Origin of the sequence: Flavobacterium sp. NLM (genome assembly GCF_002210235.1) — a bacterium.
Taxonomy (GTDB): domain Bacteria; phylum Bacteroidota; class Bacteroidia; order Flavobacteriales; family Flavobacteriaceae; genus Flavobacterium; species Flavobacterium panici.
The window spans coordinates 1-14,393 of sequence record NZ_LIAC01000031.1; the positions used below are offsets into that span (position 1 = coordinate 1).

Consider the following 14,393-nt stretch of genomic DNA (forward strand, 5'->3'; position numbering starts at 1 on the left):
AGATTATATCGTTATCATGGCTTGCGTTCCGTAGGAACGTTTGAATTAGCATCATTTTTTAATAATCTAACATAAAAAGAGGCTGTCTCAAAAGTTGAGACAGCCTCTTTTTATGTTACATGTTTATTTGTTCTGTAAGAACATTTCATCGGTAGAAAAATTATATTGTTTTAATGGACTACGTTCCGTAGGAACGTTTGATTTCGATATTGTTTTTTAATAATCTGATCTGTCAAACGTTCCTATGGAACGCAAATGTTGCTGATCTTTATTTTTCTCTACCTACGAAACATTCCTATGGAATGATAACTGGATATAATAAATTGTAGATAAAGGGCTGACTTTTGAGACAGCCCCATAACTAACAACCATGAACTAAAAAAAGTATTACATTTTTGTAAGCGGCAGGTTAAAATTGACTTTTATTTTATCCGCCACTTTTTTAGAAACCAGTTTTGGAATTTGAATATCAAAATCTTCTGCTTTTACTTCAAAATTTCCTGTTACGGTAATCTTGTCATCAGACTTTGAAATTTTGGCATTTGTCGTTACTTTTTTTGTTTTTCCGTGCAGCGTTAAATCTCCCGAAATCTTTACTGTTTTGGCTGTCGCCGAAAGTTTAGATGCATCAAAATCTTCAATTTTTCCTTTAAATGAAGCTTTAGGAAATTTATCCGATTCTACGTAATTTTCATTAAAATGCTCTTCCATTAAGGCCACTTTAAACCGAAATCCTTTCATAAGTATTAACACCGCAATATCTCCCGTTCCTGAATCTAAAATGGCCGATGTGTTTTTGTTTTCTGCCGCCACTTCTTCAAAAGAATCAACAGAAGCTTCAAACTTTAAGTTTCCTGTTTTTGTCGTATATTTTTGTGCCGAAACATGAAATATTCCAGCCAATAAAAATAGCAGTACAATTCGTTTTTTCATTTTCTATCGATTTAATTTTCTAATAATCCGTCCGTACTCCATTGTAGAATTGTATTGATTTTATCCTGAGACATTCTTCCTGCTTTTGGCATTTGTCCCGGAGTTCCGTTTTGACGCTGAATTCGGTCTATCAAATTCGTATTTAAAGTGGCGTCTTTCACCTGAGCATACGTTTCTAAAGGGATAAGCTGGGACTCAGAATTATGGCAGGCAATACAGTTAGCATCAATGATAGATTTCACATTGGCGTTGTAGGTAACCGGGCCTGTTATAACTTCTGGTTCTTCCAGACTTTCATAAGTAGTAGATTCGCAGCTGTATAAGGATAATATAATGCCAGATAAGAAGATAAATTTTTTCATATTGTATACTTTTAAAAAACTCTATATAAATTAAATCCAAAGAAAAAATCGCCTTTTCCCCAATCACCGGTTGCATTGGTCAAATAGCCGCTTTCGGTCATAGATTGTGAATTCGTGAAAATTAATTGAAAAATATGACCGCCGGTTTCAATGTCCAAACCAACAGATAATGGATTATTATAAAAATCAGGTTTGTTGAAATTTTCACCATATTCAAGATTTAAAGAAAGTCTTTTGGTTAATTTTAATCTTCCGCCCGCACTTAAAGTAAATTGATTATCGTTTTCATTATCCGGATTATATAGATTTTTATGGATAAATGAAGGCGCTAATTCTAAAGATAATTTATCAGAGAATTTTCTGGAAATCAAAAGTTGATTAATATAAGTTAATCGGTCAGAGAATTCAATTTTAGGATAATCGTCTTTTTTTAATCCGCTGTTAATATCAATTGTATTGTAACCCACAATGTCAAACGGGAATTCGTCGTTTTGTCTCGCTAATCGATATTTAACCGATGTTTCGTAAATTTTCAAAAGTGTATGACGTGACGCACTTACAGAAAGCCAATCGGTTACACCATAAATTCCGCCAATTTTTGTCGTGGCATCATCAAAACCAAAAAACTCAGAGATTCCGCCTTTTACAGAACCAAATCGATGCGATATAACAATATAAAGCTCTTTTTTGGCCGCCATTTTTGTCGACTGCAATGTTATAATCTGCAGACCTTTAAAAGTGGCAGTTGCGTTTTTATCAACTACTTGTGTTGAGTCCAGACTGGAAAGTAAATCTTCTTGGGCATTTGCACATAAGCAGATTAAAAAGCTGGCTATTAAGAATATTTTTTTCATATTTAGTTTTGTTGTATACTGCATTGATCCAATTTTACAACTCCAAATAAATCATCAAAACCTATACATCTTCCTTTTATATTGATTGGTTTATTGGTGAAGTTCGTTTTTACTATTTCATTCATTTTACAAAATACTTTTCCGTCAATTACCATTGAAGAATCAGTAACTTCTGTGGCTGTTCCTTCAATTTCAATTGTTTTATTTAAGTATTTTGAATCTGCCTGCAAAGCGTTTTTTGCATAGTGGTTTTCTAAGTTTTTAGCAGAAATGGTAAGTATTGATTTTTCATTATTGATGTCTCTGGCATCTTTGTAAATAATGTTTTGGTAGATATAGTAAGGACCAAAACTTACCAAAAGCAGTACGATTAAAATCGTGATTTTTCGTTTGTTCATGTCAATTTGGGATTTAAATTTTACAGCAGTTTACCAGAATTTATTATGTATTGATTTTTTATTTAACACATAGTAACATAGATTTTATACTTAAAAAGGATACAAAAAAGAAACCCGTTTCTTTCACATAGTAAGCTTTGTGAATTTAAAATAAGTGAAACGCCTTTTTAAGAATCTAAAATCTATGTCCCTATGTGTTTAAATTAATTTACACTTAGTAAGTAAATTATTATGGCGCAACCGCAGCAGCAATATCTTTTACAGGAACCGGCCAAATACCAGGAGCAGGGAAACTAATTCCTTTGTTAGCGCCTCTCACGTTTGCATCTTGTCCAAAATAGTATAAAGGCCATCCGTTGTAAACCAATTGTGATTTACCAAATACAGTAATAACTGAGAATTTAGTTTTATCAAGAGTAGAAGGAACTACAATTTTGTCTGTCTCATATATTGGCCAAACTGCATTGTTAGAAAAATCTTCTTTTGTGTAGTTGTTTTTGTTGAATTTATCGTTTTTAAAAGTGTACAGCGTAATACCTTTAGCATCTGTAAAGTACGTTGTAGCACCGTCTCCAACAGTATAATCTGATTTGTAGTTTTTACCGTCATGCCCCACAAGCTGGCTTCGAACAATCATGATAGAATAATCTGGTTTTGCTATAAACCAAATACCGCCAATTCCGTCCCCGCCTGTTTTTCCAGCAGCTTCAGGAGTATTAGTTACATTTCCATATCCATCATCTCCAGAACTTGGGGAGTAATAGTATAAAGGCCATCCTTTGTAAGTAACTTGTTTTTTTGTGCCAACAGTAACAGTTCCAAAATCTGATAATGATAATCCTGCACCCAATTTATCTGCAGTTAAATTATCTAAATAAAATGGAGGCCAAACTTTTTCACAGTCACCAGTACAAGATACTTGTCCTTTTGAATCTGTTGAGAAAAAATATAAAGATCTTCCGTCTTTATCTACAAGGTAAGAACCTAATGTAGTGCTTGTAGCAAGGCTGACCTCTTTTTTAACTTCTGGAGTTGGCGGGTTATTATTTCCACCATTGTCTCCACTATCTCCACTGTCACTACTGCAGCTTAAAAAGAATGTTGTAATTACAAGGGCCGCAGCGAATTTAAGTTGTTTTAATTTCATCGTTTTTTAATTTAAGTTATTTTGATATTGATAAGGGAATTGAAACTTTACAGAAAATCGTAAAGTGTTTTGTTTTAAAATTCTACATCAGGAAATCGTGCTTTAATGAGCATTTTGTTTCCTGTTTTAGTTTATGCTACGAAGAGTCATAAATAAAATAGCCTTCGTGGTATTTTTTGAAGTTTTGTAAGGCGGTCATTTTTATTTTTTTGATAGGGTTCAATAGTAAAACAGCCTTGATGTAGATTACCCTACCAAAGAATTGAAGTTTTTGTAAAAAAAAATGAAAAATTAATGTAGGATTTTTTAAATCCCGACTTGAAGAAAATTAGTAGGAAACCCTAAAGCTCACGTTTGGAGTTCTTTGCAGTGAAAAAGTCTCGACTTCTTCGATAGAATTTGTCAACGAACTTACTCTGTAATATTCGCTGATTTCGTTTCTTCTGTTTAAAATATTTAAAATAGAGATCCCTAATTTGTATTGAATGCCGTTAGCTGTTTCCCATTTATAGGTTGAAGAAAAGTTTACCTGCGAAAATATATGCAGATTATCACTGTTTGGCTTACGATAAATTAAAGTAGGATTTGAAGGATCGATTTGTGTATTATCAGGAGAAGTTTTAGGTCTGCCCGAAGTCCATTTTGTGCCCAGAGCAATTTTAAAATTGTTTTTCTCATAAATACCTGCCCACGATGCTGTGTGCATTACCTCAAAATTGTTAGGGAAAATTGGGTATTCGTAATTAGAAAAATGATAATTATTATGATTATAAGTATAACTTAACCAAGTCAAAAAGTGGTTCATTTTTTTTTGAATCAGCATTTCGGTTCCCCAAACCTCATAATCTCCCGTAGTTTTAACAAACTCTAGCTGGTTTTGAAATCCCTGACTGGAAGTTGTAATTCCGATTACTTTTTTATAAAAATTTTCGATATCAAAAAGCCAGTCATTTTTTATATAAGATAAATTTAAAGACAGCTGCCTGCTTTTTTGAATAGGAATTGTGGAGTTGTTAGAGATAATCCAGCGTCTTTTTTCAATTCCGAAATAATCCTTTTGCAAATCAATAATCTGTTGAGAATTTTGACTTTTTAGTTCACCCAGCAATTCTGCATTTAAACTTTTACTAATGCCGTAGCTAAACTGCACACGCGGTTCGATAATATATTTTTTGAACTTTTCGATATAATTAATTCGGCTTCCGGCCTTAAAATAGATTCTCGAAATCGTATCGTTGTATTTTACTTCTGCAATTAAAGCGTGAGTTCTTAAAACGTCTTTTACTTTACGGTAGAAATCCGGATTTGTAACCTGCTCTAAATTAGTAACACCAATTTCATTAAACTGATACCCATCGTTTATGGTAAATTTAGAATTAAGGATATGATTGTTCTCTAAATTAATTCCGTTATTGTTCACCGTATTTTCCTGAATTACAATTTGACCTTCGCTGGTAGATTGATTCGCGCGAAGCTCGTAAGCAGAATTGTAAATATTAATTTTAGTCGTATTAAAGCTATTCCAGTTTCGTTTCCACGACAAATTTCCTCCATAATTTTGCTGACGTAAAATATTGTTTTCAGAACTGTTTATGTCGTAAACTTTTGCGCTTTGAAAAACTTCCAGATTATCTTTAATCGTAATAAGGTCTAAAACGATTTGATCTTTAAGTCCTATTTTTTGAGCATATTTTAGCGTCGCATCATAAAAACCAAATTTTTTGTCGCTGTGATAATCGACATTTTGTTTATCTGAAAAATCAGTGATCGTTGTGTTTTGAAATACTTTATTGAAATACTCTTTGTAAGTAGGCGTTTCAACAAAATCAGTAATTGATTTACGTGCCGAAATCTCAATATAACCCTTTGGCGAAATATTGTATTTCCCGTAAACATCAGCATTAATCATATTTAATCCTGCGCTAAACGAGTTTTTTTCAGCTGTTTCCGGAGTAGATGAAATCGCTACAACGCTGGAAACACTTTCTCCGTAAAAAGCAGAACTTCCATTTTTGTAAATAGAAATTGTATGTGCCAAATTAGGATTGAATGCCGATATTAAACCAAAAAAATGTCCCGTTTGAAACATTCGTATACCATTCCACAAAAACAAATTCTGGTCGTGTGTGCCGCCGCGAACGTTAATGCTGGAAACGCTTTCGTCGATACTGTTTACACCCGGAATTTGCTGCATGGTCTGCAAAGCATCGGGCTCAATAAGTCCGGGAAGAATCCCAAATTTCTTGGGTTTAATTTCAAACGATCCGTCTTTGTTTTTTGAAATCCCCGAAGCCAGAATTGCATTCGCTTTAATTTCCTGAAGCTGCATAATTTCCGGTTCTAAAAATAGTTGTAGACAATCTTTAGAATCGGTATTGCCAGCGGTTATTTTTTTAGTTAAAAATCCTATGTGACTGATTAAGAATGTGTTTTTGTCTTCTTTTTTAAATTCAAAATAACCGTTTGCATCTGTTGAAACCTGAGTTTTGTTAGATAGGTTAATATTGGCATTTTCAATAGGTTTTTTATCTGTATTAGAAAAAACATAACCGCAGATTAGCGGTTCCTGATTCTCTTTTTTATAAATATTAATGAATTTGTTGTCGATGTTTTCAAAAGATAAATGGGTTTTTTGAGCCAGATATTCCAGCTTTTCGACTAAAGAAAGTGATTTTTTTGGCGGAATTAATTCCAGTCCGGCAATATTATTTTCGGTATAATTAAAACTGATCTGATGCTGCTGTTCAATTTCAAGTATGATTTTTTTAAAAGGCATAAGTTTTCCTTTGTCCTGAGCAAAAGCATTCAGGACAAGTAAAAACAGAAGAAACAAAAAATGAAATTGTTTGGGGAGCAACATTTATTTTTCGTCAAAAATTATTTTATTTTCTGAAGCTTTTTTAGCTTCTAAATGATAAGTTGTACTAATAATCTGCAAGGCTGTGTTTAAATCGTTAGCAGGTAATTTCCCTGTAAATAATGATGTTGTATCTTTTGTATTTAATTCAATTGTAATGTCATATTGTCTTTCAACTTCGTCAAGAATGCTTCTGATATTTTCTTTATAAAAAGCGATTTCATTGCCAATCCATTCTGGCTGCGTTAAACTTACAACCGTCTTAATTTGTTTTCCGTTTTCAAAACTAACACTTTGTCCGTGAGTTAATAAAATTTGAGTATTGGCATAATTTACTTTTACGCGCCCTTCATAACAAACTACATCAAACCTGTTTTTTCTGGCTTTCACATTAAACTGAGTTCCTAAAACCGTTACTTTTCCTAAATTGGTCTGTACTTCAAATTTTCGGCCTTTGGCTACTCTAAAATAAGCTTCTCCTTTTAAGTCTAAATGTCTGTTGTTGTCCCAGTTCCATTTTTTATAATTTATTTCAGAACCGGAATTTAATACCACTTCAGAATTATCAGGTAATGAAAAAGTGGTCTTTTTTCCAAAATCTGCTGTTTCTGTCTGCGGTACTAAAACCTTCATTGCAAACGTAATCCCAAGTGCCAGAACAAATATGGCCGCCGCTCTAAACGCCCATTTTTTGTATAGTGGAACTACTTTTGGAGTCGCTTTTTTCTGACTCAAAATGTTCGACAGCATCGCATTTTCATCCAAATCACCTACCTCTAAATGAGCTGTATAATCTTTAATTTTTCGGTATTTTTCAAAATCGGGACTTGCTTCAAATTCAGCCAATTCATCCGGAGATAAATCATCGTTGAGCCATTTTGCTAATAAGCGATCTTTTTTCATTGTACTGTACTATATTATTAAAACAATTAAAACTAAATTTACCCTACTTTTATAAATCAATTTCTTTACGCAGGCTTAATAAAGCGAGATGAATGCGCTTTTCTACTGCCTTTACGCTGATATTTAATTCTAAGGCAATTTCGCTGTATTTTTTTCCGTCAATTCTATGCATTAAAAAAGCTTCACGCTGCTTTTCGTTTAAATTTTCTATGGCTTTTAAAAGTTTGGCCTGAAATTGTTTTTCTTCCAGAATATATTCGGGACTTTCATTTGTTTTGTCTAAACCCGTGAAGTTTTTTTCGTATTTCAAAACCACTTTTTGGTGTGCAATTTCGTTGAGACTGCTGTTGTTGGCAATTGTATATACGTAAGATTTTGCTTTTTCCAGCGGTACAGATGCACAATTTTGCCAAAGTTTTACAAATGCTTCCTGCGCCACATCTTCTGCCTGATTGATATTGCCAAATTTGTAAAAAAGAAAATTTCGAAGTGCTTTTACATGACTTTTGAAAAAAGACGAAAAAATTATTTCATCGCAAGTATCTGATTGGTTCTTAGTTGGCATTTATATTTGTGATTGGTATGATGCAAAAGTATTTGTTTTTACTTTAAGTAGGGTAAAAGCAATGCAGATTGTTTTATAGTAGTATGAAATGAAATTTCGTATGATAATTAAAAATGAAAAAACAATTCAAACTCCTTGATCGAGAATTTATTAAAAAGCAGTTTCTTAAATTTTATTACCTTTGTAAAAATATAAATATGTTCCCTTTTAAAAAATATTTATCACTAGCAGCAGTTTTCCTGTTTTTGTTATCTTGTCAAAATGAATCGCCTGACGATCAGGGTGATAGTGGGCAAGGAACAATTACAAATGCTTCTCCGCTTACGTCTTATCTGCAAAGGGTTGCCATGGTCCCAACCGTGCAGGATAATGTAATTGACGGTTCTACTTATTGTACTATAAAACTACCTTACACGGTTACCGTAAATAATACTCAAATTGCCGTTAATACTACTGCCGATTATCAAAAAGTAATAGACAATATCAATGCAAATAATTATGATGACGATATTGTAAAAATAGATTTTCCGGTAACGATGGTTTATTATAATTACATCCAAAAACTGATTCCAAATGAAGCTGATTTTGATTCTTTAATTGATTACTGGAATCAATATCCTGATCTTTTATCTAAAATTAACGGACTGAATATCAATTATCCTATAACAATAAATATTTATAACAGCGCTAATCAAATAGGAAGTTCCCAATCGATTATAAGCGATCAGGCTTTTTTTAATTTTATTAAAAATTTGAATCCGAGTCAGTATATTTCTTTAAAATATCCAATTTCGATAGTTGATTATCATGGTCAAACGAAAACTATTAATAATAATTTAGATTTCGAAAATGCTATAAAATATGCGATTGATTATTGTCCTGAAAACAATATTGTAACCCTTGATTTGAATGAAGTAATTACAAAAGGTTCCTGGGATATTCCGTATTATTTTGATGATTCTGAAAAAACTTCCTCTTACAGCGGTTATTCATTTGTGTTTAAAAGTGATAACTCTGTAGTGGCTACAAAAGGCGGAACTTCAGAAACAGGCCAATGGGAAAGCAGCGTACAAAATAATGTTAGGGAATTAAAACTGACTTTCAGTTCCGCGTTATTAAGTAAATTGAACAACAGCTGGAAATTGTTTGAATTTAATAATTCGCAGATTAGATTGCGCGATGTAAGCAGCAGTACCAATTATCTTTACTTCGAAAAGTTATAAAAAAAATGACCGCACAATTTGGTTTGAATCATGCGGCCAAATCAAGTTAACTAATCATAAATCATTATTAATTGGGCGTAAAGGTCAAATAATCTAAATTCATATTACCGTTTTCTACGATATGTAAAGTGAGTAATTGCTTTCCTTTTTCTAATTTAATTGTACCAATATTTTCAGAACTGTTCCAATGATGCCATTGTCTCCAGGCAACAGGATCTTTATCATCGTACGTTGAAATAATTTTCATATTTCCGGTAGCATCTTTTCCGTTTACAGCAATAGAAATTGTTCCATCGCCGTTTGCCGTATATAAAACACCAATTTTATAAGTGCCGGATTTTTTAACCTCAACCGTATAATTAATCCATTCTGTTGGCTGCGTCCAGCCTACGTAAAGCTGTTTCATCTTAATTGGAACTTTGGTATAAGGCGTATCGTCAATGCTGTCTGTTTTGGTATACGAAATATCAACACCTTCTTTTAATCGGAACTCGTTTAACGGATTTCCGTTTACGGGATTCAGTTTTCCGCTTCCGTTATTAACCTCATCCGTATCGTGATACGCAACATCTTCGCCTCCTAAATCATAAAATTCGCATTCTATTTTTCCTGGAATTTGCTGTGTTTTAAAAGATTTTGGCTTTTCAGCCGATGTTTGTGCAAACGTCGAAATACCATTCATCAAAACGAAAGCATTCAGAAATAATAATACTTTTTTCATAGTAGTCAATTTTAGCATTAACGTATTTCTAAAGTTGCGATAGAATGTGCCAAACTCGTAATTTTTGAAGCTTTTCCTTTTATCCATAGAAAATATTCTACGTCATTATCAGTTTGGTTCATTACGACAACTTCAAGATTATTATCCTGATTTACAAAAGCGGTCGACAACAATTTATTACTGCTCGAATTACAAGCCACACGTTTTGCACCCGGTTTAATGAATTTAGAAAAATGTCCTAAATAATAATATCCGTTCGTGTAAATCAGTTTTCCGGTTTTTAAATCAGCGTGAATAGGAGACATGCAGAAGTTTTGAACGTGATTTGGTCCGCCTCTTTCATCCAGTAAAATATTCCAGTCTGTCCAGGCAACCGTTCCAATATTGAAATCGTTAATCATCGACATTCCGTATTTTTCACCGTAACTCCATTCTGTTAGTAATTTTTGATCAAAATCTGCCGCACAGCCTTCCGTAAGAATAAGCGGTTTGTCTGGAAAAGCTTCTGCAACGCGGCGTTCGCCTTCAAAGTTCATTCCGTTTTTCATCCAGTCTTCGTACCAGTGATATCCAACTCCCCAAACATATTTTGCAGCATCTTTATCTTCTAAAACCGTGCTTACACGCTGATACATTAAATCACGATTGTGATCCCACATAATCAGTTTCTTTTTAGACAATCCGGCTTTTTGCATCGTTGGCCCAAGAAAGTTTTTGATAAAATCACGTTCTTCCTCCGCAGTAAAAATGCACGATTCCCATTTTTGAACCGCCATTGGCTCATTTTGAACGGTATAACCCCAAATAGGAATTCCTTCTTTTTCGTATTCATTAATAAATTTTACAAAAAAGTTAGCCCAGCTTTGGTGATATTCCGGTTTTAAAGTTCCGCCCTGCAAAACATTATTATTGGTTTTCATCCACGCCGGCGGACTCCAAGGCGAAGCGTATAAAGTTAATTTTCCTCCGGCTTTTGCAATCGCTTCTTTAATTAACGGAATTCTGTATTTCCTGTCGTGGCTGATATCAAAGGTTTTTAAATCTTTGTCACCTTCCGCAATATAACTGTAAATATCACTGGAGAAATCACAGCTTTGCATATTCGTACGTGCCAGAGTATAACCAATTCCTTTGTCTTTATCGTAATAAGCTGTCAGGATTTCTTCTTGTTTATCTTTTGGAAGTGCGTAAAAAACTTCTGCGGAAGCGTCAGTAAGTGCACCGCCAATTCCAAGCAGAGTTTGATAGGTTTTTGAAGGATCAACAAAAACAGAAGTTTCTTTTTCTGTTGGCTGAGGTTTATCAAAAAACGATAAAGTTTCGGTTTTTGTTAATTTATTTTCGGTGTTTTTTGCCGTTACAAAAACTGTTACACTTTTATAATCGACAGCTTTAGTCTGCTTTTTCTGCGCCGTTAAACTTGCCGCCAGAAAACCAGATAACATGATGGTCAGGCATGCATTTATTTGGTATGTTTTCATAATTATGGTTAAATAGTTAGTGTCGTTTTATGCTAGAATGTTATCAATTTTCTGAAGTTCATCAGCAGAAAAAGCTGTGTTTTTAAGACATCCAACAGAGTCTAAAACCTGCTCCAGTTTGCTTGCGCCAATGATAACTGAACTAATTCTGTTATCTTTTAAAACCCATGACAAAGCCATTTGTGCCAGACTTTGCCCGCGTTCTAATGCCATTTCATTTAGCAGACGAACTTTTGCAATATTTTCCGGCGTAATTGCATCTTCTTCAATTGCTCCGTTTCCGCGATGTGCGTTTGCTCTTGAATTTTCCGGAATTCCGTTTAAATATTTATTGGTAAGAAGTCCTTGTGCCAAAGGAGAAAAAGCGATTCCGCCAACTCCGTTAGTTTCCAGAACATCCAGTAAACCGTGTTCAATAGTGCGTTCCAGCATTGAATATTTAGGCTGATGAATTAAGCAAGGTGTACCTAATTCTTTCAAAATTTTAATTGCATTTTGAGTTTCTTCCGGGCTGTAGCTCGAAATTCCCACATAAAGTGCTTTTCCCTGACGTACAATTAAGTCAAGTGCTGCCATAGTTTCTTCTAATGGCGTATTTGGATCTGGTCTGTGATGATAAAAAATATCAACATAATCTAATCCGAGGCGGGAAAGACTCTGATCTAAACTCGCAACTAAATGTTTTTTTGATCCCCAATCGCCGTAAGGGCCATCCCACATAGGCCATCCAGCTTTGGTAGAAATCACAAGTTCATCACGGAAAGGTTTGAAATCTTCTTTAAATAATTGACCAAAAGTCTGCTCTGCAGATCCCGCCGGCGGACCATAATTATTGGCCAAATCAAAGTGACTTATACCATTATCAAATGCAGTATGCAATATTTTACGGGCGTTTTCGATATTGTCAATCGCGCCAAAGTTGTGCCACAACCCAAGAGAAAGGGCAGGAAGCATTAATCCGCTTTTACCGCTGCGGCGGTATTCCATTTTTTGATATCGGTTTGAATCAGGTGTGTAACTCATGTTTTTATTTTAATTTTTTGTTCTGTGGTGCAATTTAATTAAACACATAGAAACATAGTTTTTATAAATCTAAAAAAGACGTTTCACTTGCAGTAACAAGCACTGGCTATGTTTAAATGATGTGTCATTTATTTTAATCTTTTTATTTAAATACTATAAATCTATGTTTCTATGTGTTTAAAAAAATGTTACAGATAAACGAGCTGGTTATTATATTTTTTTGAATGCTTTTATTACAATTTCTAAATCACTAACGCCTCTAAAGCCGCTAAAACCAACAGAAAGTTTTGTTCCGTCAGATAAAGTTAAAGGTTGTCCGCCCTGCCAGCCAATAAGATCTGGAGCTTCAATTCCGTTAGCGTTTTCATCTACAATATTATTAAAAACCAATTTTTCATAATCTCCTGTTTTTACTCCGGTAAGCCAAACCTGACTTGCTTTTGTCCACGCAATTTTATACGATTGTCTTTTTCTGGCTTTATCATTTCCGTACATACGACCATAAACGGTTCCTTCTTCGTCAATAATACATACGGCTACATTTCCGTTTGAAATTACTTTGTCTTCCTGAACGTCCATGTAGCTGGGGATCAGATCTTCAATAGCCAACAAAGCTAAAGCAATTCTTAAGTGTAGAATTTGATCATTCATTATTTTGATTTATAAAATGCTAGGGATTTCAAAGATGAAATATTTTGTTTCCTAATTTCTTAAACTAGATCAAGAAATTATAATAAATAAAATTTTTATTAAACACATAGAAACATAGATTTCATATTCAAGTTGAAAAAGATTAAAATAAATGACACATCATTTACACATAGACTATGTTTGTTAATGAAAGTGAAACGCCTTTAACAATAACAAAACCTATGTTTCTATGTGTTTAAATTATTACATTCAATGAGTTAAATAAATCATCTTATATTTACATCTTGTAAATCAGTAAAACAATGTTTCAAAAAATACGAGAATATCTTTCAAGGTCTGTCCGTCTTTCTGAAAAAGAAATTAAAATTTTTGAAAACAGTCTGGAATTGAGGCTGGTTCCGAAAAAAACAATCTTACTGCAGGCTGGCGAAGTATGCAATTTTGAAGCTTATATTAATAAAGGCTGTATTCGCGAATATTTTATTGATGATGCAGGAATTGAATTAACGCTGCAATTTGCAACCGAAGATTGGTGGGTAAGTGATATTACCAGTTTTGAAGACCAGATTCCGAGTGATATGTATATTGAAACGCTTGAAGATTGCGAATTATTGGTTTTAACCCGTCAGTCTAAAGAAAATTTAATTAACGAAGTTCCGCAGTTAGAAAGAATGTTCCGATTGATGATTCAAAGGCATTTATCGAAATTGCAAAAGAGATTGTTTAAAACCGTTTCTTCAACGGCAATGGATCAGTATATTGAGTTTGTTACGCGTTATCCAACAATTTCGCAAAGGGTTTCGCAGCAATATATCGCTTCTTATTTAGGAATTACGCCTGAATTTTTAAGCAGATTGCGTGCGAAGCATTTGAAGAATGGGTGAATTTAAATTTGAAAAACAATAAAAAAGGGCTGTCTCAAAATCGAAACAGCCCTTTTTAAATTTTGTTCCGTAGGAACATCTCGTCGGTAGAAAAATTATATTATTATCATCGTTTACGTTCCGTAGGAATGTTTGATTTTGACATCGTTTTAATAATCTAATATATCAAACGTTCCTACGGAACGTAAAATGCGGTGAATCGTTATTTTTTTTCTACCGATGAAACATTCCTAACGGAATGATAATTGAATATCAAAAAGTAACAAGTTTTCTCTGTTCCGTAGGAACATCTCGTCGGTAGAAAAATTATATTGTTATTATTGTTTACGTTCCGTAGGAACGTTTGATTTTGATATCGTTTTTTATAATCTGGCATATCAAACGTTCCTAC

General features: G+C 33.6%; 14 protein-coding genes. 2 read left to right on the plus strand and 12 right to left on the minus strand.

Features of this window, described 5'->3' with window-relative positions:
- Nucleotides 1-387 precede the first annotated feature (387 nt).
- The 8 genes from APR43_RS24100 to APR43_RS24135 all read right to left on the minus strand — a co-directional run bounded on the left by APR43_RS24100 (nucleotide 388) and on the right by APR43_RS24135 (nucleotide 8,019).
- The gene (locus tag APR43_RS24100; RefSeq protein ID WP_053472342.1) at nucleotides 388-933 is read right to left on the minus strand and encodes a YceI family protein; all 546 of its coding nucleotides are present in this window, start codon (nucleotides 931-933) and stop codon (nucleotides 388-390) included.
- 11 nt (nucleotides 934-944) lie between these two features.
- The gene (locus tag APR43_RS24105; RefSeq protein WP_053472341.1) at nucleotides 945-1,295 is read right to left on the minus strand and encodes a hypothetical protein; all 351 of its coding nucleotides are present in this window, start codon (nucleotides 1,293-1,295) and stop codon (nucleotides 945-947) included.
- An 11-nt stretch (nucleotides 1,296-1,306) separates the two neighbouring features.
- Nucleotides 1,307-2,149 (minus strand): DUF5777 family beta-barrel protein, encoded by an 843-nt coding sequence (locus APR43_RS24110; protein WP_053472447.1) that lies wholly within the window; start codon nucleotides 2,147-2,149, stop codon nucleotides 1,307-1,309.
- A gap of 2 nt (nucleotides 2,150-2,151) precedes the next feature.
- Entirely contained in the window at nucleotides 2,152-2,547 is a 396-nt protein-coding gene (locus APR43_RS24115; RefSeq protein WP_053472340.1) for an OB-fold protein, read from the minus strand.
- A 229-nt stretch (nucleotides 2,548-2,776) separates the two neighbouring features.
- Nucleotides 2,777-3,694, minus strand: a complete 918-nt coding sequence (locus APR43_RS24120; protein ID WP_053472339.1) for a hypothetical protein — start codon at nucleotides 3,692-3,694, stop codon at nucleotides 2,777-2,779.
- 328 nt (nucleotides 3,695-4,022) lie between these two features.
- Nucleotides 4,023-6,527, minus strand: a complete 2,505-nt coding sequence (locus tag APR43_RS24125; RefSeq protein ID WP_240514993.1) for a carboxypeptidase-like regulatory domain-containing protein — start codon at nucleotides 6,525-6,527, stop codon at nucleotides 4,023-4,025.
- 27 nt (nucleotides 6,528-6,554) lie between these two features.
- Nucleotides 6,555-7,454 carry a FecR family protein gene (locus tag APR43_RS24130; RefSeq protein ID WP_053472337.1) on the minus strand — a complete coding sequence of 300 codons (900 nt, stop codon included), beginning with the start codon at nucleotides 7,452-7,454 and terminating at the stop codon, nucleotides 6,555-6,557.
- 49 nt (nucleotides 7,455-7,503) lie between these two features.
- Nucleotides 7,504-8,019, minus strand: coding sequence for an RNA polymerase sigma factor (locus tag APR43_RS24135; RefSeq protein WP_053472336.1), 516 nt, complete (start codon nucleotides 8,017-8,019; stop codon nucleotides 7,504-7,506).
- Nucleotides 8,020-8,216: 197 nt separating this feature from the next.
- On the opposite strand from APR43_RS24135, the gene APR43_RS24140 reads away from it, so the two are divergent.
- Nucleotides 8,217-9,242: a hypothetical protein gene (locus tag APR43_RS24140; protein ID WP_053472335.1), complete on the plus strand. Its 1,026-nt coding sequence runs from the start codon at nucleotides 8,217-8,219 to the stop codon at nucleotides 9,240-9,242.
- A gap of 67 nt (nucleotides 9,243-9,309) precedes the next feature.
- Here the strand turns inward: APR43_RS24140 and APR43_RS24145 are convergent, their stop codons facing one another.
- The 4 genes from APR43_RS24145 to APR43_RS24160 all read right to left on the minus strand — a co-directional run bounded on the left by APR43_RS24145 (nucleotide 9,310) and on the right by APR43_RS24160 (nucleotide 13,118).
- A complete protein-coding gene (locus tag APR43_RS24145) occupies nucleotides 9,310-9,963 on the minus strand; it encodes a delta endotoxin C-terminal domain-containing protein (RefSeq protein ID WP_053472446.1) in 654 nt (217 codons plus the stop codon).
- A 17-nt stretch (nucleotides 9,964-9,980) separates the two neighbouring features.
- Nucleotides 9,981-11,444 carry a glycoside hydrolase family 30 protein gene (locus APR43_RS24150; protein WP_053472334.1) on the minus strand — a complete coding sequence of 488 codons (1,464 nt, stop codon included), beginning with the start codon at nucleotides 11,442-11,444 and terminating at the stop codon, nucleotides 9,981-9,983.
- Between the two features lie 27 nt (nucleotides 11,445-11,471).
- On the minus strand, nucleotides 11,472-12,467 hold the full coding sequence (mgrA, locus tag APR43_RS24155; protein WP_053472333.1) for an L-glyceraldehyde 3-phosphate reductase: 996 nt from the start codon (nucleotides 12,465-12,467) through the stop codon (nucleotides 11,472-11,474).
- 210 nt (nucleotides 12,468-12,677) lie between these two features.
- A complete protein-coding gene (locus APR43_RS24160; protein WP_088636445.1) occupies nucleotides 12,678-13,118 on the minus strand; it encodes a GlcG/HbpS family heme-binding protein in 441 nt (146 codons plus the stop codon).
- Nucleotides 13,119-13,420: 302 nt separating this feature from the next.
- Here APR43_RS24160 and APR43_RS24165 point away from each other — a divergent pair, with 302 nt between their 5' ends.
- Nucleotides 13,421-14,002: a Crp/Fnr family transcriptional regulator gene (locus APR43_RS24165; protein WP_053472331.1), complete on the plus strand. Its 582-nt coding sequence runs from the start codon at nucleotides 13,421-13,423 to the stop codon at nucleotides 14,000-14,002.
- Nucleotides 14,003-14,393 lie beyond the last annotated feature (391 nt).

Coding starts and splice junctions, on each gene's coding strand:
- APR43_RS24115 (WP_053472340.1), bottom strand. CDS start 2,547: ATGAACAAACGAAAAATCACGATTTTAATCGTACTGCTTTTGGTAAGT.
- mgrA (WP_053472333.1), bottom strand. CDS start 12,467: ATGAGTTACACACCTGATTCAAACCGATATCAAAAAATGGAATACCGC.
- APR43_RS24135 (WP_053472336.1), bottom strand. CDS start 8,019: ATGCCAACTAAGAACCAATCAGATACTTGCGATGAAATAATTTTTTCG.
- APR43_RS24105 (WP_053472341.1), bottom strand. CDS start 1,295: ATGAAAAAATTTATCTTCTTATCTGGCATTATATTATCCTTATACAGC.
- APR43_RS24110 (WP_053472447.1), bottom strand. CDS start 2,149: ATGAAAAAAATATTCTTAATAGCCAGCTTTTTAATCTGCTTATGTGCA.
- APR43_RS24145 (WP_053472446.1), bottom strand. CDS start 9,963: ATGAAAAAAGTATTATTATTTCTGAATGCTTTCGTTTTGATGAATGGT.
- APR43_RS24130 (WP_053472337.1), bottom strand. CDS start 7,454: ATGAAAAAAGATCGCTTATTAGCAAAATGGCTCAACGATGATTTATCT.
- APR43_RS24100 (WP_053472342.1), bottom strand. CDS start 933: ATGAAAAAACGAATTGTACTGCTATTTTTATTGGCTGGAATATTTCAT.
- APR43_RS24165 (WP_053472331.1), top strand. CDS start 13,421: ATGTTTCAAAAAATACGAGAATATCTTTCAAGGTCTGTCCGTCTTTCT.
- APR43_RS24120 (WP_053472339.1), bottom strand. CDS start 3,694: ATGAAATTAAAACAACTTAAATTCGCTGCGGCCCTTGTAATTACAACA.
- APR43_RS24160 (WP_088636445.1), bottom strand. CDS start 13,118: ATGAATGATCAAATTCTACACTTAAGAATTGCTTTAGCTTTGTTGGCT.
- APR43_RS24140 (WP_053472335.1), top strand. CDS start 8,217: ATGTTCCCTTTTAAAAAATATTTATCACTAGCAGCAGTTTTCCTGTTT.
- APR43_RS24150 (WP_053472334.1), bottom strand. CDS start 11,444: ATGAAAACATACCAAATAAATGCATGCCTGACCATCATGTTATCTGGT.